Genomic DNA, 17,265 nt, shown 5'->3' on the forward strand with positions numbered 1-17,265 from the left:
GCTGTCGTTGCGATGGGTTGATGTCGCGGTGGTGGATCTGGTGCTGCCTGCTACTGGTTGATGCCGCACTCGGTCTTGCTCGTGCCGGCCCAGCGCCCGCTCCGGGCGTCCTCGCCGGGCGCGACCCGCTGGGTGCACGGCCAGCACCCGATGGACGGGTAGCCGTCGTACTGCAGGGGGTTCACGAGTACGCCGTTCTCGGCGATGTAGCGCTCGACCTCGTCGTCGCTCCAGCGCGCGAGCGGCGAGACCTTGACCTTCTGCTTCTTGTCGTCCCAGCCGACGACCGGCGCGATGACCCGGTTGTGGGTCTCGGCACGCCGCAGGCCCGTGGCCCAGGCGTCGTAGTTGGCCAGCGACTCCTGCAGCGGCGCCACCTTGCGAAGTGCGCAGCACAGGTCCGGATCACGCTCGTACAGCTCGGGCCCGTACTCCGCGTCCTGCTCCGCGACCGACTGCACCGGGGTGATCGTCAGCAGGTTGACCGGGAGCGTCGCCGCCACGGCGTCGCGGGTGCCGATCGTCTCGACGAAGTGGTAGCCGGTGTCGAGGAAGACGACGTCGATGCCCGGGGCGACCTTGGACGCCAGGTGGGACAGGACGGCATCACCCATGGAGGAGGTGATGCAGAAGCGCGCACCGAAGGTGGCAACGGCCCACTCGATGATGTCCTCGGCCGGCGCGAGCTCCAGCTCGGCGCCCACGTGGGACACCATCGCCTTGAGCTCCTCGGTGCTCCGGCCCTCGGTCTCCGAGCCGCGCCGGTTGCGGGCGGCGATCGTGCCCGGGGCGGTCATGACCGGCCTCCGGTGATCGGCGGCCGCGTGAGCTGGCCGATCATCGAGACCTTGAACGCGCGCAGGCACGAGCGGCACTCCCAGGCGCCGTGCCCGGAGGTCGACTCGGCGCGATCACCAGCAGCCGGCTCGTGGGGCCACAGGTTCTCGTCGCCGCAGTAGGGGCAGTGGAACGGCACGGCACGCTCACTCATGAGACCGGCTCCAGCACCGCGTCGAGAGTCTTCTCGCCGCGCAGCAGCACCTCGTCGGCTCGCACCGTCCAGGCGGCGAAGCTCTCGCCGACAGTGCGGTCGGCCAGGTAGTTGCTCACCACGGTGGTGATGTAGTCGTCGAGCCCGGCGCTGGTGACCTTGTGCGCCCGGAGCTTCTTGCCGAAGGCACTGACCAGCCCGAGGCCGCCGCCCAGGTGGACCTGGAAGCCCTCGACCTGGTTGCCGTCGTCGTCGAGCACGAGCTGACCCTTGAGGCCGATGTCGGCCACCTGGGTGCGGGCGCAGGCGTTGGGGCAGCCGTTGACGTTGACCGTGATCGGCGTGTCGAGGTCGGGGAACCGCAGCTCGAGCGAGGCGATCAGGTCGGTCGCGCGCTGCTTGGTGTCCACGATTGCCAGCTTGCAGAACTCGATGCCGGTGCACGCCATCGTGGTGCGCCGCCAGTTGCTCGGTCGCGCCGTGAGGCCGATCGTCTCCAGGTCGGCGACGAAGGCGTCGGTGTCAGCGCCGTCGACGCCGATCACCACGAGCTTCTGGTACGCCGTGAGCCGGACGCCGGTCGCGCCGTACCGCTCGACGAGGTCACCGAGGCCGGTCAGCATGGCTCCGCTGACCCGGCCGACGACCGGCGCGGCTCCGACGTAGAACTTGCCGTCCTTCTGCTCGTGCACGCCGATGTGGTCACCCTGGCGCTCGGGCACCGCGGGCGACTCGCAGTCGACCAGCTTCCGGCCCAGGTACTCGTTCTCGAGCACCTCTCGGAACTTCGCGACGCCCCAGTCCGCGACCAGGAACTTCAGCCGCGCACGGGAGCGCAGCCGTCGGTAGCCGTAGTCGCGGAAGATCGAGGTGACGCCTTCCCAGATGTCGGGCACGTCCTCGAGGGACACCCACACGCCGAGCTTCTGGGCGAGCATCGGGTTGGTCGACAGGCCGCCGCCGACCCACACGTCGAACCCGACGCCGTGCTCGGGGTGCACCGTGGCCACGAAGGCGATGTCGTTGATCTCCGGGGCCACGTCGTGGCTCGGGTGTCCGGTCAGCGCCGTCTTGTACTTGCGCGGGAGGTTGGAGAACTCCGGGTTGTCGAGTGCGCGCCGCTTGATCTCGGCGAGTGCCGACGAGCCGTCGATCAGCTCGTCCTTCGCGATGCCGGCGACGGGGGACCCGAGGAAGGGTCGCGGACCGTCGCCGCACGCCTCCAGCGTGGTCAGCCCGACCGCCTCGAGACGCTCCCAGATCTCGGGCACCGATGCGATGTCGATCCAGTGGTACTGGATGTTGTTGCGATCGGTGATGTCCGCGGTGTCGCGGGCGAACTCGGTGCTGAGCTGTCCGAGGGTCCGCACGGCGTCGGCGGTGAGGACCTGGCCGTCGGTGCGGATCCGCATCATGAAGTAGCGGTCGTCGAGCTCCTCCTCCTCGAGGGCACCGGTCTTGCCGCCGTCGATGCCGGGACGGCGCTGGGTGTAGAGGCCCATCCAGCGGAACCGCCCGCGGAGGTCTGCGGGGTCGATCGAGTCGAACCCGCGACGGGAGTAGATGTTGAGGATCCGCGCCCGGACGTTCAGCGGGTCGTCGTCCTTCTTGGACTGCTCGTTCTTGTTCAGCGGCTCGGTGTAGCCGAACGACCACTGGCCCTCGGCGCGCTTGGGTCGGGGGACCTCGGTGTGGCGCGGAGGTGAAGACTGGAATCGCAGGTCAGGCATGCGGGTGGTCCTTCGCTGAAGGGAATCGCGCGCGACGCTGCGCGCAAGGGGAACGGGTCGTGACGCGTTCAGCGGGGCCAACACATCATGCTGCGGGTACGACCGAGGTCCACGTGACGTCGCGTCACGAGCCAGGTCGAGGTGGCAGCACTGATCATGGGAGCAAGTCTCAGGTTCCGGACACTGCTTCCACAAACCGGAATCTCATGTCATGAGACGGGTGTCCGCGATTTGGTACACGTCGTGGTGCCCCGGACACCGTCAGCGCCCGGCCCTAGGCTGTCGCCATGAGCGCAGAATCCCTCGCAAAAGCCGCCTCCACCGCCTACGACGCTGCGCTCGAGGTGATCGCCACGGTAGAGCCGCGTGTGGCGCAGGCCACACGCCAGGAGCTGACCGACCAGCGGGCGTCGCTGAAGCTGATCGCCTCGGAGAACTACGCCTCAGCGGCCGTGCTGCTGACCATGGGCACCTGGTTCTCCGACAAGTACGCCGAGGGCACGATCGGCCACCGCTTCTACGCCGGCTGCCAGAACGTCGACACGGTGGAGTCCCTCGCCGCCGAGCACGCGCGCGAGCTGTTCGGTGCGCCGTACGCCTACGCGCAGCCGCACTCGGGCATCGACGCCAACCTGGTGGCGTTCTGGTCGATCCTGGCCCACCGCGTCGAGACGCCCGCGCTCGAGCGCCTGGGCGCGAAGAACGTCAACGAGCTCTCCGAGGCGGACTGGGAGCAGCTGCGCCACGAGTTCGGCAACCAGCGCCTGCTCGGCATGTCGCTCGACTCCGGCGGCCACCTCACCCACGGCTTCCGCCCGAACATCAGCGGCAAGATGTTCCACCAGCAGCAGTACGGCACCGATCCCGAGACCGGCCTGCTCGACTACGACGTGGTTGCGGCCAAGGCGCGCGAGTTCCGGCCGCTGGTGCTCGTCGCCGGCTACTCCGCCTACCCGCGCCGGGTGAACTTCGCGAAGATGCGCGAGATCGCCGACGAGGTCGGCGCCACCCTGATGGTCGACATGGCGCACTTCGCCGGTCTCGTGGCCGGCAAGGTGTTCACCGGCGACGAAGACCCAGTGCCCTTCGCGCACATCACCACCACCACGACGCACAAGTCGCTGCGCGGTCCGCGCGGTGGCCTGGTGCTGGCGCAGGAGGAGTTCGCCGCCGACGTCGACCGCGGCTGCCCGATGGTCCTGGGCGGTCCCCTCTCCCACGTGATGGCCGCCAAGGCGGTCGCGCTGGCGGAGGCGCGGCAGCCGTCCTTCCAGGTCTACGCGCAGGACATCGCCGACAACGCGAAGTCGCTGGCCGAGGGCTTCCTCTCGCGCGACGCGAGGCTCGTCACCGGCGGCACCGACAACCACATCGTGCTGCTCGACGTGACCTCGTTCGGCCTGACCGGCCGGCAGGCCGAGTCCGCGCTCCTCGACGCCGGCGTCGTCACCAACCGGAACTCCGTGCCGCACGACCCCAACGGCGCCTGGTACACCTCGGGCGTCCGGCTCGGCACTCCTGCCCTGACCACGCGGGGCTTCGGCCACGACGAGTTCGACAAGGTCGCCGAGCTCATCGTCGAGGTGCTCTCCCACACCACGCCGAACAACACCGCGGCCGGCGCGCCCTCGAAGGCGACGTACACGCTGGCCGACGGTGTCGCCGACCGGGTCAAGGCACAGTCGGCCGAGCTCCTCGAGAAGCACCCGCTCTACCCCGGGTTGCAGCTCAGCTGAGATCAGCGCCGCCAGCGGTACTCCACCTCGGGGCGGCCGCTGCCGCCGTAGCGCGGCGCGCGCTCGACCAGACCCTCGTCCGCGAGGTGCTCGAGGTAGCGGCGCGCCGTCACCCGGGAGGCGCCGATCGCCTCGGCGACCTCGCTGGCCGAGAGCCCGCTGTCCGCTCGGCGGAGCGCGTCGGTGACCTGGCGCAGTGACTCCGTGCTCATGCCCTTGGGGGTCGGTGCTGCGGCGCCCCGCGTGCGCAGCGTGCCGATGAGCTGGTCGACGTCGTCCTGCACGACGTCGGCAGCCGTGCTGGCGAGCCGGGCGCGGTAGTCGGCGTACTGCTCGAGCTTGGTGCGGAACGTCGCGAACGAGAACGGCTTGAGCAGGTAGAGGACGACGCCCTGCGCCACGGCGTGCCTGACCACCTCGGCGTCCCGGGCCGAGGTCACCGCGATCACGTCGCAGAGGTGCCCGGCCGCCCGCAGCCGCTGCAGGAGCCCGAGGCCGTGGCCGTCGGGCAGGTGCATGTCGAGGAGCAGCAGGTCGATGCTCGGGTCCGCAGCGAGCTGGCGCATCGCCTCGCCCGCCGACCGCGCCACGCCAGCGACCTCGAAGCCGTCGACCCGGTTCGTGTAGGTGGCGTGCGCCTCTGCGGCCAGCTGCTCGTCCTCGACGACGAGGACGCGGACCGTCACGAGGGTCTCCCGAGGGTCACGATGAACTCCGCGCCGCCGAGCGGCGAGCTCCCGACCGACACCGTGCCCCCGGAGCGGCGGGCCACCTGGCCGACGAGGGCGAGCCCGATGCCGGAGCCGGTCGCCTTCGTCGACCAGCCTCGCTCGAGCACGTGCTCACGGTCCTCGACCGGTACGCCGGGCCCGCTGTCGCCGACCACGACCTTCAGCTGCCGGTCGTCGGCCTCCAGGTGCACCTCCACCCGGCGATGCTCCTGCCCGCCGACCGCGTCCATCGCGTTGTCGACCAGGTTGCCGACCACGGTGACCAGGTCGCGCGCCTCGACCGGCGCGGCACCCTCGCGGAGGTCACCCGAGACCCCCAGCTCGATGCCGCGCTCGGATGCCTGCGCCGTCTTGCCGAGCAGCAGCGCGGCCAGCACCGGCTCCTCGACGGAGGCGACCACCCGGTCGGTGAGCTGCTGCGCGGCCTCCAGCTCGTCGGTGGCGAAGGCGACCGCGTCACCTGCTCGGCCCATCTCGATCAGCGACACCACCGTGTGCAGGCGGTTGGCAGCCTCGTGGTTCTGCGAGCGCAGTGACTCCGAGAGGCCGCGTACGACGTCCAGCTCGCCGGTCACGTCGACGAGCTCCGTGCGGTCGCGCAGCGTGACGACCGCGCCGACCTCGCGGCCGTCCCACGAGGCCGGCGACGTGCTGACGACCAGCACGTGCTCACCGGCCACGTAGATGTCGTCCGCCTCGGCGGTGTCGCCGATCGCTGCGGCCACCAGCCCGGGTGGCAGGCCCAGGTCGGTGATCGCGCGCCCGACGACCTCGTCGGGGAGGCCGAGCAGTCGCCGGGCCTCGTCGTTGACCAGCTGCACCCGGCCCTCGGAGTCGAGCAGCATCAGACCTTCGCGAACGGCGTGCAGGACCGCTCGGTAGTACTCGTACATCCGGGTGATCTCCCGCTCGCCCATCCCGTGCGTCTGCCGGCGCAGGCGCCGGCTGATCAGCCACGCCCCGCCCACCCCGACTGCCAGGACGGCCAGCGCGGCGAGACCCACCCCGAGCAGGTTGCGACGCAGCTGGCTGTCGATCTTGTCGATCTTGATGCCGACCGAGACCAGCGCGACCACGGTGTCGTCGGTGTCCGACGCCCGCACCGGCACGACGGCACGCTCGGACGGACCGAGGGTGCCGGTCTTCTCCTGGGTGAAGATCCCTCCCAGCGGCGCGTCACCGAGGTCACCGATGAAGTGCCCGCCGATCTGATTCGGGTCCGGGTGCGTGCACCGGGTGCGGTCGAGCCTCATCACCACCACGAAGTCCACGTCGGTGTCCTTGCGCACCGCCTCGGCGTACGGCTGGAGCGCGTCGCACGGCTCGTTGGTGCGGAAGGCGGCGCGCACGAGAGGGGAGTCGGCCACGGACTCCGCGACGGCGACGGCCTGGTCACGGGCGTGCACGCGGGTCGTGTGCCGGGCCTCGTACGTCGCGAAGCCCACCGCCACCACCACGACGACGAGCACCACCAGGACCTGCAGCAGCAGGATCTGGCGGGCCACGGGGCTCTCGCGCCCACGGGCCGGCAGGAGCCCTGGCAGCCGCATGTGCGCATTGTGCCGCACCCGCTCGTCCGTGCTCGTCCCGCGAACTCAACGAACACAACGGTGACGCCGGTCACATCCGATCCGAGAGTGAGGGGACCGGGAGGCTCCCGGATCCCCACTGGAGGAACGATGACCACGACAGCTGAGATGCCCGGACGGAAGGCAGCGACGCCGCGCCGCGACCGGACCCACTACCTGTACCTGGCCGTGATCGCCGCCGTCGGCCTCGGCATCGTCACCGGGCTCGCGGCGCCGGACTTCGCGGTGCAGCTCAAGCCGATCGGGACGGCGTTCGTCGGCCTGATCAAGATGATGATCCAGCCGGTGATCTTCTGCACCATCGTGCTCGGCGTCGGCTCGGTGCGCAGCGCGGCGCGAGTCGGGAAGGTCGGCGGCCTGGCGCTCGGCTACTTCCTGGTGATGTCCACGGCCGCGCTCGCCATCGGGCTCGTGGTCGGCAACGTGCTCCACCCGGGGTCCAGCCTGCACCTCACCGACGCCGCCGCCAGCGCGGGCCACGCCCAGGCCGCCGGGGCGAGCGGGTCGACGACCGACTTCCTTCTCGGCATCGTGCCGGTCTCGCTGCTCTCCTCGCTGACGTCGGGCGACGTCCTGCAGACGCTCGTCGTGGCGCTCCTCGTCGGCTTCGCGCTGCAGTCGATGGGCCGTGCCGGTGAGCCGGTGCTGCGCGGCGTCGGTCACGCCCAGAGGCTGGTGTTCCGCGTGCTCGCGATGATCATGTGGGCCGCGCCGGTCGGTGCCTTCGGAGCGATGGCCGCCGTGGTCGGTGAGACCGGCATCGATGCGCTGAAGAGCCTGGCCATCCTGATGGTCGGCTTCTACATCACCTGTGCGCTGTTCGTCTTCGTCGTGCTCGGCACCATCCTCAAGCTGGCGACCGGGGTCAACCTCTTCTCGCTGCTGCGCTACCTGGCGCGCGAGTTCCTGCTGATCGTCTCCACCTCGTCGTCGGAGTCGGCGCTGCCGCGGCTGATCGCCAAGATGGAGCACGCCGGCGTCGACAAGCCGACCGTCGGCGTGGTGGTCCCGACCGGCTACTCGTTCAACCTGGACGGGACCGCGATCTACCTGACGATGGCCTCGCTGTTCATCGCCAACGCCATGGGCAACCCGCTCTCCATCGGTGAGCAGATCTCCTTGCTGCTCTTCATGATCGTCGCCTCGAAGGGCGCCGCCGGCGTGACCGGGGCGGGGATGGCGACGCTGGCCGGCGGCCTGGCCTCGCACCGCCCGGACCTCGTCGACGGTGTCGGCCTGATCGTCGGCATCGACCGGTTCATGTCCGAGGCTCGCGCGGTGACGAACTTCGCCGGCAACGCGGTCGCGACGGTCCTGGTCGGGCACTGGACCGGGAGCCTCGACCGGGCTCGGCTGGACCGCGTGCTCGCCGGCCGGGAGCCGTTCGACGAGACCACCATGCTCGACGCCGAGGACCTGGCCGAGGCGGTGCCGGTCACGTCGACGGCGCCGTCGCTCCAGCCGGCCTGAGGACGCCAGACAGCCGAAGGGGCGTCACCCGTTGCGGGTGGCGCCCCTTCGCGGCGTACGGGGTGGCCTCAGAGGCGCTCGATGATCGTGCCGGACGCCTGCGCGCCTCCCGCACACATCGAGACCAGGGCGGTCGTCGCGTCGCGACGCTCCAGCTCGTGCAGCGCGGTGGTGAGCAGCCGGGTCCCGGTCGACCCGACGGGGTGGCCCAGCGCGATCGCGCCGCCGTTCACGTTGATCTTCTCCTCTGGCACCTTGTGCACCTTCGCCCACGACATCACCACGCCGGCGAAGGCCTCGTTCACCTCGCAGACGTCGATGTCGGCGATCGTCATGCCGGTGTCGGCGAACAGCTTCTCGGTCGCCTGCACCGGGCCGTCGAGGTGGTAGTAGGGGTCGGCGCCGATCAGGCAGGACGACACGACGCGGGCCCTGGCCTTCAGGCCCAGGGAGGCGGCCAGGTCGGAGTCCATGAGCAGCATCGCGGACGCGCCGTCGGAGATCTGCGAGGAGGTGCCGGCCGTGTGGATGCCGCCCTCGAGCACGGGGGAGAGGGCGGCGAGCGCCTCGAGAGAGGTGTCCCGGATGCCCTGGTCGGTGCTGACGACGCGCGTCTCCCCGGTGGGGTTGCCCTCGTCGTCGAGCACGGGCGCCTCGACGCCGAAGATCTCCCTGTCGAACCGGCCCTCGTCCGCCGCGGCGCGTGCCTTCTGCTGGGACCACAGGCCGAACTCGTCGACGTCCGCGCGGCTGAAGCCCCGGTTCTCCACGATCCGGTCGGCGCCCTCGAACTGGTTGGGCAGGTCGATGCTCCACCCGTCCGGGCGCGGGTCGCCCAGCCCCTTGGGCACGTTGCCTCCGAGCGGGATCCGCGACATCGACTCGATGCCGCACGCGACGCCGGCCCGGATGACGCCGGCGGCGATCATCGCGTTGACCAGGTGCACCGACTGCTGCGCCGAGGAGCACTGCGCGTCGATGACCGTCGAGGCGGTGTGGTTCGGGAGGCCGGCGTGCATCCACGCGCGCCGGACCATGTTGTTGGACTGCTCGCCGGCCTGGGTCACGCAGCCCCCGATGACCTGGTCGACCAGCTCCGGGTCGATGCCCGACCGCTTGAGCACCTCGACCTGGGCGGCGCCGAGCAGCACCGCGGGGTGTACGCCGGCCAGCCAGCCGCGGCGCTTGCCCTGGGCCGTGCGCACGGCTTCGACGATGACCGGGTTGCCCATGGTTTTCCTCCTGGAGTTCCTGACGACGCAATGCTGCCCGGGGACTTCCGAACATACGGCGAGTATGTCACGATACTAGAACGTGTTACAGAAACCTGGAGGACATCCGTGACCGCAGTACCCGTAGTGCCCACCGGCTTCGACCCCACCGACCCCGGTCTGTGCGAGGAGCGGATCCCGCTCCAGGAGTTCCTGGAGCTCCGCAAGACGGCCCCGGTCTGGTGGGTGGAGCAGGCGCCCGAGGCGCGCGCAGGCTTCCTCGACACCGGCTTCTGGGCGATCAGCAAGCATGCCGACATCGCGGCGATCTCGAAGAACAGCAAGGACTTCTCGGCCAACGAGAACGGCGTCATCATCCGCTTCCAGGAGGACATGACGCGCGAGCAGATCGAGCTGCAGGGCGTGATGCTGGTCAACCAGGACCCGCCGGACCACACCAAGACCCGGCAGATCATCAGCCGCGGATTCACCCCTCGGGCGATCGGCGCCCTCCACGAGGTGCTGGTCGAGCGTGCCAACTCGATCGTCGACGACGCGCTGGCCCGCGGCGAGGGTGACTTCGTCTTCGAGGTGGCGGCCGAGCTGCCGCTGCAGGCGATCGCGGAGCTGCTCGGCGTACCGTTCGAGGACCGGCGCAAGCTCTTCGACTGGTCCAACCAGATGCTCGCCTACGACGACCCGGAGTACAACGCGCAGCCGGACGTCGCTGCCGCCGAGATCCTCGGCTACGCGATGACCCTTGCCGCCGAGCGCGCGCAGGACCCCAAGGACGACATCATCAGCAAGCTGGTGACGGCGGACGTCGACGGCCACAAGCTGGGCGACGACGAGTTCGGCTACTTCGTGATCCTGCTCGCCGTCGCGGGCAACGAGACGACGCGGAACGCGATCACGCACGGGATGAACGCGTTCCTCGAGAACCCCGACCAGTGGGACCTCTGGAAGCGGGAGCGACCCTCCACGATGGTCGACGAGGTGATCCGCTGGGCGACCCCCGTGACGGTGTTCCAGCGGACCGCGCTCAACGACGTGGAGATCGGCGGTCAGGCGATCAAGAAGGGCGACCGCGTCGGCCTCTACTACGCCAGCGGCAACCACGACGAGGACGTCTTCGAGAACCCTGACAAGTTCGACATCCTCCGCGACCCCAACCCGCACCTGGCCTTCGGCGGCCACGGAGCGCACTACTGCATCGGCGCGAACCTCGCCCGACTCGAGGTCGAGGTGATCTTCAACGTGATCGCCGACCGGATGCCCGACATCACCAAGACCCGGCGAGCCGCGCCGGCTCCGCCACGCCTGGATCAACGGCATCAAGGAGCTCCCGGTCAAGTACGCGTAGGCGTAACCACTGGACCGAAGTGACCGACCGTGAGCGTCGAGGCGCGCTGTCGAGTTTTTGCGATTTCGATCGCGGAGGCCCGCCTCTCGCCTAGTGTGGCGACGCTTTCGGGAGGTCATTGTGGTGGATGCCGAACACGTCGAAGTGGGCCCGGCGGAGAACCTGTTCGTCGACGGCGGGTTTGCGATGTCGTGCGCGATCTGCGGGGCTGGCGGTGTTCGTGCGCTGGACGCGAGTGGTTTCACGTGCGCGGTGTGCGCCTCGACGTCAACGGTTCGTCGCTGTCCAGGCTGCAAGCGACTCGTCCGGTTCAACCCGCTGATGGAGAGCGCCCCATCGTTTCAGGAGTTCAACTGCAAGGGCTGTGGGCGGTCGACCGCAAAGTGGCGCTGGCGCGAAAGGCCCAACCGCGAGCTGAGCGGCGCGCTGAATCCATTGATGCTCCGCCGGTACCTTCGCCATGGCCTCGCGCTCGTGGACTCCGTCAAGGACCCGGACCGGAGGATCATCTCGGGCGTCGTCCATCGCGTGGAGGGTCTGAATGGCGTCGCCTCAGGTCGCGTCGACGCCGTCTTCGAGCGGTCGAAAGCGCTCCTCACGCTTGGTGGACCGCTTGGCGCAGAGTTCCTGGTCCCGTACTCCAAAGTCACGTCGCTCGAGTTCAAGCCGATGAATGTGCCCATGGAGAACAAGCTCGGCCCGCACGACGTCAGACCTTCCCTCGTTGAGCTCCGGTGGGAGAGCGGCCTCCTCGAGATCCTCTATCCGTTTGCCTTGCCTGACCTGAGCGCCAATTGGTTCTCGGTCTGCCGGGAGCGCATCGAGGCGGTGCGTGCAGCGGTTCCGAGTCCGCCTGCAGGAGAGCAGAAGGCGGCTGCCGATCCGCGCAGTGCACATCACCTCGTGGCTTCCCTCACCCAGCTCGCTGCCGCTGCACGAGAGCGGGGCGTTGACACTCGACGAGTTCGCGGCAGCCAAGGCCCGGCTCCTGAGCGGCCCCTCGTCGGCCTGAACGCTCCGGAACGCCGGTCAGGCGAGCAACGAAGTGACGGCCACGGCAACGGTGGCGGCGACCTCACCGATTCCGACCCGCTTCGGCGTCGGCCGGTACGGCGGCACGAGCACCGCACGTCCGAGCAGGAGGCCGAAGGCGACGATCAGCGGCAGCTGGGAACCGGCGTGGATGCCGAAGACGAGCTCCACGATGCCGAGCGCCACGGCGTGGTAGCCGGCGCTCAGCCAGAGGTACGCCTGGTTGTCGCGCTCCCGGATCACCGTCTTGACGTAGAGGACGGTGCCGGCGAAGTAGAGGAGCTGGACGAGCGCCAGCTGCCAGGCCCGCGACAGGTCCGAGCCCGGGCCCGCGTCGTACGCGACGACGGTCATGAGCGCAGACCCGGCGGTGGTCGGGAGCCCGGACACGAGCGCGCGATCCTGTCGATGCGCTGCTGAGTAGAGGCCGACAGCGAGGGGCACCACGAAGAGGGGTGCCCACCGGACGAGTCCGGGCTGCATCACCACGACGACCGCCGCGAGCGCCAGGCAGAGCAGGCCGTAGGCGCGCACGGGCGGGAACCACTTCGGCCGGCGCCCCGCCTTGAGCCACAGCGAGGTCGCGAAGAAGGCGAAGTAGCCGGCGAACCACAGCGCCGTGAGCGGCAGCTGCACCCACGCAACGCCGCCGGCGAGCACGCCGACGAGCAGGGGAGAGGCGAGCATCGCCCAGGCGCCGTGCTGGTTCGGGATCCAACCAGGGCCTCGGCTCACCCGCCCACTCTAGGGACGGGTGTGCTCAGAGACCGGGACCCTCGCTGCGCAGCCGCTGCACACTTGTCATCGCCTCGCGCAGCTGCTCGAGCCAGTCCTCGGTGTGCTCGCCGACCAGTCGCACGCACCAGCCGAGTGCGTCGGCCCGGCTGCGGGCGACGCCCGCCTCGACGAGTGTGTCCAGCACCTGCCGCTCCGGCTGGCGCAGCCGGGTCATCACCGGTGCCGCCACGTGGGTGAACAGCGCCCTGGTGGTCCCGCAGCGTGCACCCCACGAGACCTTCCGCTCGAAGCGGCGCTCCGCCTCGCGGGCGATCCGGATGCGCTGGTCGCGCGTGTCCTCGCGGAACCGGCTGATCCGGCCGACCGCTGCTTCCTTCGTCTCCTCGGAGTCCGCCTCGGCGTCTCCGACGCCGTCGGGCAGGGCGATCCGGCCGACGATCACGATCTCGTCGCGGTCCACGCTGACCTCGGCCGGCTCGGTGAACCAGTCGTCCGGCAGCCGACCCTGCAGCCATCCGGTGATCTGCTCGTGCTCTGTCGCGTTCATGGCGCCTCCTATAACGATGTAATCATGTAATCACACCGGTCAAGGGGTTTCATGAGCGCGCGGTGAGCACCTCCGGTCCGTCGGCGGTGACGGCGATCGTGTGCTCGCTGTGCGCGCCGCGGGACCCGTCGGTGCTGCGCAGCGTCCAGCCGTCGGGGTCCGTGCGGATCTCGTCGGTGCCGTGCATGAACCAGGGCTCGATCGCGATCACCAGGCCCTCGCGGATCGGCAGGCCGCGCCCGGGTCGGCCGTCGTTGGGGATGTGCGGGTCACCGTGCATCGTCCGGCCGACGCCGTGACCACCGAACTGCAGGTTGACCGGGTAGCCGGCCTGCCGGGCGACGTTGCCGATGGCGTGGCTGATGTCCCCGAGGCGGTTGCCCGGTACGGCGGCCGCGATGCCGGCCTCCAGGGCGCGCTCGGTCGCCGTGATCAGCGCCAGGTCGGCCCGATAGGGCTCACCGACCACGAGCGAGAGCGCCGAGTCGGCGACCCACCCGTCGACGGAAGCCGCGAAGTCGAGGCTCAGCAGGTCGCTCTCGGCCAGGACGTAGTCGTGGGGGAGGCCGTGCAGCACCGCGTCATTCACCGACGTGCAGAGCACCTTGCCGAACGGCATCGCACCGAAGGAGGGGTGGTAGTCGACGTAGCAGGACACCGCCCCGCGGTCCGCGATCATCCGGGCTGCCAGCGCGTCGAGCTCGAGGAGGTTGACTCCCACCGCCGCGGCGTCGCGCAGTGCGGTCAGCACCTCCGCGACGAAGGCACCGGCGACGCGAAGGCGGGCGATCTCGGAAGGGTTGAAGAGCTCGATCACCCGGTCGAGCCTAGGTCCGGCCGGTCGGTCCGCGTCAGTTGGTCGGCTTCTCGGCTCCCACGACCCACATCGCGAAGAACTGCGAGCCCCCGCCGTACGCGTGGCCGAGGGCCTTGCGGGCTCCGTCGACCTGGTGCTCGCCGGCCTCGCCCATCACCTGCAGGGAGGCTTCGGCGAACCGGATCATGCCGCTCGCCCCGATCGGGTTGGAGGACAGCACTCCGCCGCTCATGTTGACCGGGAGCCGGCCGCCGAGCGCCGTCCCACCGGCCTCGGTGAGCTTCCAGCCGTCGCCTTCGGGCACGAAGCCGAGGTTCTCCAGCCACATCGGCTCGAACCAGGAGAAGGGCACGTAGATCTCCGCGCAGTCGATCTCGTCGATCGGGCTGGTGATCCCGGCCTGCTTCCAGAGCGCCGCCGACGCGTGGCGGCCGGCGAGCGGGTTGACCTGGTCGCGCTCGGCAGCCGTCGTCGGCTCGGAGCGCATCTGGGTGCCGTGGATCCAGGCCGGGTTGGCGACGCCGGACCTGGCGACCGCGTCCTCCGAGGCGATCACCATGGCGCAGGCCCCGTCGGAGGACGGGCAGGTCTCGTCGTACCGGATCGGGTCCCAGAGCATCGTGGAGGCGAGCACCGACTCGACGGTCGTGCCCTCGTTGCGCAGGTGCGCGTACGGGTTCTTCAGCGCGTTCTGCCGGTCCTTCGCGGCCACCATCGCCCCGACGTGCGTCGGGGCGCCGGAGCGCCGGATGTAGGACCGCACGTGTGGCGCGAAGTACCCGCCGGCGCCGGCGTGCACAGGCATGATGAACGGCACCGGGATCGACAGCGCCCACATGGCGTTGGACTCCGACTGCTTCTCGAAGGCGACCGTGAGGACGCGCTCGTGCACGCCCGCCTGGACCAGCGAGGCGGCGACGATCGCCGTCGACCCGCCGACCGAGCCCGCGGTGTGCACCCGGAGCAGCGGCTTGCCGGCAGCGCCGAGGGCGTCGGCGAGGTACAGCTCGGGCATCATCACGCCTTCGAAGAGGTCCGGCGCCTTGCCGACCACGACCGCGTCGATGTCGGCGAAGGTCACGCCGGCGTCCTCGAGCGCGCGGTCGACGGCCTCGCGGAGCAGGCCCGCGATCGACACGTCCTCACGCTTGGCCCGGTAGTGGGTCTGCCCGACGCCGATGACGGCTGCAGGAACCTTGCTCATGGTCAGCTGCCCTTCCTGGTGGAGCCCATCGTGCAGACGAGGTTCTGCTGGAGCACCGGCCCCGCAGTCGCGTGGGCCAGTGCCTTGTCGCTCTCGCCGGCCCAGATCTTCTTGGCGGCCTCGCCGATCCGGTTGAGGCCGGCGGTGAACATGGGGTTCGCGGTGAGTGCTCCGCCGGAGGGATTCACGGTCACATCGCCGGGCAGGCCGAGCGCCTCGCGGAGGATCAGCTCCTGGTGCGAGAACGGCGCGTGCAGCTCTGCCAGGTCGACACCCTCGACGCCGGCAGCCGCACCGGCGGCCGCGGTGCCGGTCGACACCGTCAGGTCACGAGCGTTGAGGGCGATCGGCTCGATCCGGTGCTCGAACCCGGTGATCCACGCGGGACGCTGCCTCGCCTCGTTCGCCCTGTCGCCGGCGGCGATCACGATGCCCGCGGCGCCGTCGGAGACCGGGGCGCAGTCCCAGCGGCGGAGCGGGTCGGCGTACAACGGCTGGTCGAGGACGTCGTCGATGGAGGTGGCGCCCTTGCGGATGGCCCACTCGTTGCTCGCGGCGTCGCTCATCGAGCGAGCGACGACCTCGGCCATGGCCTTCTCGTCCCAGAGGCCCTTCTCGATGCCCTCGCGGGCCTGGATGCCGGCGAGCGAGACCGTGTCGGGCCACAGTGGTTGCGCGGTGTACGGGTCGAGCTGGAGCGCCAGGATGCGCCGCAGGATGCCGGCCGAGGACTTGCCGAAGCCGTAGACGAGGGCAGTGTCGACCTCACCGGTCTGGATCTTGATCCACGCCTCGTACAGTGCCCACGCGGCGTCCATCTCGACGTGTGACTCCATCACCGGCGGCAGCGTGCCGATGGCGTCGACCGCCGAGACGAACGAGAACGACCGCCCGGCCAGGTAGTCGCTGGAGCCGGAGCACCAGAAACCGATGTCGCTCTTGGTCCAGCCGGTCTGCTCGTACAGGTCCGCGATGACCGGGACCAGGATCTCCAGACAGGTCGGCGACCCGTCGAGCTCCTTCATCTGTCGCTGGGAGAACCCCACGACCGCAACGTCACGCATGCGTCATACCTCTCTCGAGCAGCCCTCGTCAGAGGTGCTGCTTGTAGGTGTCGTAGTCGGCGTCGGGCTCGCCGGTCGGGCGGAAGTACCTGACGTTGTCGAGGTTGGTGGTCCACTCCTCGCGGGGCTTCCACACGGCCTCGACGCGCATGCCCATCCGGACGTCGGCGGCGTCGATCTCGAGGATCAGGTGCAGGAAGGCGATGTCGGCACCGTCGAGCAGGACGTACGCCGAGACGTAGGGCGGCTCGATCTTCTGGCCGAGGAACGGCACGTTGACGATGCAGTACGTCGTCACGGTCCCGCGGTCCGGGAGCTCGACCTCGTCGGTCGTCGGGACCCCGTCGACCGGGCAGGCGCCACGCGGGGGGATGTAGACCTTCTCGCACTTCGGGCAGCGCTGGCCGAACAGCTTGCCCTCGGCCAGGCCGCGGAAGAATTTGGTCTCCTCCGGTGACGCCGCGTAGTCGTAGGCGAGGTTGACCGGGCTCACGATGCCGGTCACCTCAGGGGCGTCGAACTCCATGGAGACGGACCCGGCCGAGACGGCGTCTCCGGCCGGTTCGAACCAGGCGATGTCCCGGATGCTGCCCACCGTCTCCTCGGCCCAGCGGACGCGCACCCGCATCCCGGTCGAGATGTCGGCGGGGGAGTCGACCGCGACCGCGTGCAGCAGCGGTGCATCGGCGCCGTCGAGGAGCACCTGGGCGAACGCGAACGGGCGGTCGAGCGGCTGCTGGGCGACCGGCTCGGAGACCCAGGACCAGCTCGTCACGACCCCGAGCTCGGAGACGGGGACGAGGTCGGTCACCGGTGCGTGGGTCACCGGGTCGTACTCCGGAGGCGGCACGACGACGCGGCCGTCCGCGAGCACGCCGCCGAGGATCTGGCGCTGTCGCAGGGCAGACATGAAGCGGGAGAGCACCGGCCCGAGGGAGCGGGTGTAGTCGAACTCGACCTTCATCGGTGCGTGCAGGGTTCCGGTCACGGTCAGAAGTGAAACATGTTCTAGTTATCGAGATCAAGGACCGGTAGGTTCGGC

Annotated in this window: 15 protein-coding genes; 3 read left to right on the forward strand and 12 right to left on the reverse strand. The window is 69.9% G+C overall.

The features are described from left to right. Window positions 1–50 precede the first annotated feature (50 nt). The 3 genes from ACVW00_RS09130 to ACVW00_RS09140 are packed head-to-tail and all read right to left on the reverse strand — an operon-like array spanning window position 51 to window position 2,721. Window positions 51–797, reverse strand: coding sequence for a phosphoadenylyl-sulfate reductase (locus tag ACVW00_RS09130; RefSeq protein WP_457110587.1), 747 nt, complete (start codon window positions 795–797; stop codon window positions 51–53). After that, window positions 794–991 (reverse strand): hypothetical protein, encoded by a 198-nt coding sequence (locus ACVW00_RS09135; RefSeq protein WP_457110588.1) that lies wholly within the window; start codon window positions 989–991, stop codon window positions 794–796. Before ACVW00_RS09135 ends, ACVW00_RS09130 begins: the two co-directional genes overlap by 4 nt. Then, complete coding sequence (locus ACVW00_RS09140; protein WP_457110589.1) at window positions 988–2,721, reverse strand: nitrite/sulfite reductase; 1,734 nt, start codon at window positions 2,719–2,721, stop codon at window positions 988–990. The genes ACVW00_RS09135 and ACVW00_RS09140 overlap by 4 nt, the downstream gene beginning before the upstream one ends. A 287-nt stretch (window positions 2,722–3,008) precedes the next feature. On the opposite strand from ACVW00_RS09140, the gene ACVW00_RS09145 reads away from it, so the two are divergent. Next, window positions 3,009–4,457, forward strand: coding sequence for a glycine hydroxymethyltransferase (locus ACVW00_RS09145; protein ID WP_457110590.1), 1,449 nt, complete (start codon window positions 3,009–3,011; stop codon window positions 4,455–4,457). Window positions 4,458–4,459: 2 nt separating this feature from the next. Here ACVW00_RS09145 and ACVW00_RS09150 read toward each other — a convergent pair whose 3' ends face one another. After that, on the reverse strand, window positions 4,460–5,143 hold the full coding sequence (locus tag ACVW00_RS09150) for a response regulator (RefSeq protein ID WP_457110591.1): 684 nt from the start codon (window positions 5,141–5,143) through the stop codon (window positions 4,460–4,462). Then, window positions 5,140–6,738 (reverse strand): sensor histidine kinase, encoded by a 1,599-nt coding sequence (locus ACVW00_RS09155; protein ID WP_457110592.1) that lies wholly within the window; start codon window positions 6,736–6,738, stop codon window positions 5,140–5,142. The genes ACVW00_RS09150 and ACVW00_RS09155 overlap by 4 nt, the downstream gene beginning before the upstream one ends. A gap of 129 nt (window positions 6,739–6,867) precedes the next feature. Here ACVW00_RS09155 and ACVW00_RS09160 point away from each other — a divergent pair, with 129 nt between their 5' ends. Further along, window positions 6,868–8,247 carry a cation:dicarboxylate symporter family transporter gene (locus tag ACVW00_RS09160; RefSeq protein ID WP_457110593.1) on the forward strand — a complete coding sequence of 460 codons (1,380 nt, stop codon included), beginning with the start codon at window positions 6,868–6,870 and terminating at the stop codon, window positions 8,245–8,247. A gap of 68 nt (window positions 8,248–8,315) precedes the next feature. On the opposite strand, the gene ACVW00_RS09165 is transcribed toward ACVW00_RS09160, so the two are convergent. Beyond that, entirely contained in the window at window positions 8,316–9,479 is a 1,164-nt protein-coding gene (locus ACVW00_RS09165; protein ID WP_457110594.1) for a steroid 3-ketoacyl-CoA thiolase, read from the reverse strand. A gap of 108 nt (window positions 9,480–9,587) precedes the next feature. Here ACVW00_RS09165 and ACVW00_RS09170 point away from each other — a divergent pair, with 108 nt between their 5' ends. Beyond that, the gene (locus ACVW00_RS09170) at window positions 9,588–10,844 is read left to right on the forward strand and encodes a cytochrome P450 (protein WP_457110595.1); all 1,257 of its coding nucleotides are present in this window, start codon (window positions 9,588–9,590) and stop codon (window positions 10,842–10,844) included. A gap of 1,006 nt (window positions 10,845–11,850) precedes the next feature. Here ACVW00_RS09170 and ACVW00_RS09175 read toward each other — a convergent pair. The 6 genes from ACVW00_RS09175 to ACVW00_RS09200 are packed head-to-tail and all read right to left on the reverse strand — an operon-like array spanning window position 11,851 to window position 17,211. After that, the gene (locus ACVW00_RS09175; RefSeq protein WP_457110596.1) at window positions 11,851–12,588 is read right to left on the reverse strand and encodes a YwiC-like family protein; all 738 of its coding nucleotides are present in this window, start codon (window positions 12,586–12,588) and stop codon (window positions 11,851–11,853) included. A 25-nt stretch (window positions 12,589–12,613) separates the two neighbouring features. Next, complete coding sequence (locus ACVW00_RS09180; protein WP_457110597.1) at window positions 12,614–13,138, reverse strand: hypothetical protein; 525 nt, start codon at window positions 13,136–13,138, stop codon at window positions 12,614–12,616. 49 nt (window positions 13,139–13,187) lie between these two features. Beyond that, window positions 13,188–13,955, reverse strand: a complete 768-nt coding sequence (map, locus tag ACVW00_RS09185; protein ID WP_457110598.1) for a type I methionyl aminopeptidase — start codon at window positions 13,953–13,955, stop codon at window positions 13,188–13,190. A 34-nt stretch (window positions 13,956–13,989) separates the two neighbouring features. Continuing rightward, the gene (locus ACVW00_RS09190; protein WP_457110599.1) at window positions 13,990–15,159 is read right to left on the reverse strand and encodes a thiolase domain-containing protein; all 1,170 of its coding nucleotides are present in this window, start codon (window positions 15,157–15,159) and stop codon (window positions 13,990–13,992) included. A 2-nt stretch (window positions 15,160–15,161) separates the two neighbouring features. Further along, window positions 15,162–16,223 (reverse strand): thiolase domain-containing protein, encoded by a 1,062-nt coding sequence (locus ACVW00_RS09195; protein ID WP_457110600.1) that lies wholly within the window; start codon window positions 16,221–16,223, stop codon window positions 15,162–15,164. A 28-nt stretch (window positions 16,224–16,251) separates the two neighbouring features. After that, window positions 16,252–17,211, reverse strand: coding sequence for a Zn-ribbon domain-containing OB-fold protein (locus tag ACVW00_RS09200; RefSeq protein WP_457110601.1), 960 nt, complete (start codon window positions 17,209–17,211; stop codon window positions 16,252–16,254). Between the last annotated feature and the right edge of the window lie 54 nt (window positions 17,212–17,265).

This window comes from Marmoricola sp. URHA0025 HA25 (genome assembly GCF_054059435.1).

Coding starts and splice junctions, on each gene's coding strand:
- ACVW00_RS09130 (WP_457110587.1), bottom strand. CDS start 797: ATGACCGCCCCGGGCACGATCGCCGCCCGCAACCGGCGCGGCTCGGAG.
- ACVW00_RS09135 (WP_457110588.1), bottom strand. CDS start 991: ATGAGTGAGCGTGCCGTGCCGTTCCACTGCCCCTACTGCGGCGACGAG.
- ACVW00_RS09140 (WP_457110589.1), bottom strand. CDS start 2,721: ATGCCTGACCTGCGATTCCAGTCTTCACCTCCGCGCCACACCGAGGTC.
- ACVW00_RS09145 (WP_457110590.1), top strand. CDS start 3,009: ATGAGCGCAGAATCCCTCGCAAAAGCCGCCTCCACCGCCTACGACGCT.
- ACVW00_RS09155 (WP_457110592.1), bottom strand. CDS start 6,738: ATGCGGCTGCCAGGGCTCCTGCCGGCCCGTGGGCGCGAGAGCCCCGTG.
- ACVW00_RS09160 (WP_457110593.1), top strand. CDS start 6,868: ATGACCACGACAGCTGAGATGCCCGGACGGAAGGCAGCGACGCCGCGC.
- ACVW00_RS09165 (WP_457110594.1), bottom strand. CDS start 9,479: ATGGGCAACCCGGTCATCGTCGAAGCCGTGCGCACGGCCCAGGGCAAG.
- ACVW00_RS09180 (WP_457110597.1), bottom strand. CDS start 13,138: ATGAACGCGACAGAGCACGAGCAGATCACCGGATGGCTGCAGGGTCGG.
- ACVW00_RS09190 (WP_457110599.1), bottom strand. CDS start 15,159: ATGAGCAAGGTTCCTGCAGCCGTCATCGGCGTCGGGCAGACCCACTAC.
- ACVW00_RS09195 (WP_457110600.1), bottom strand. CDS start 16,223: ATGCGTGACGTTGCGGTCGTGGGGTTCTCCCAGCGACAGATGAAGGAG.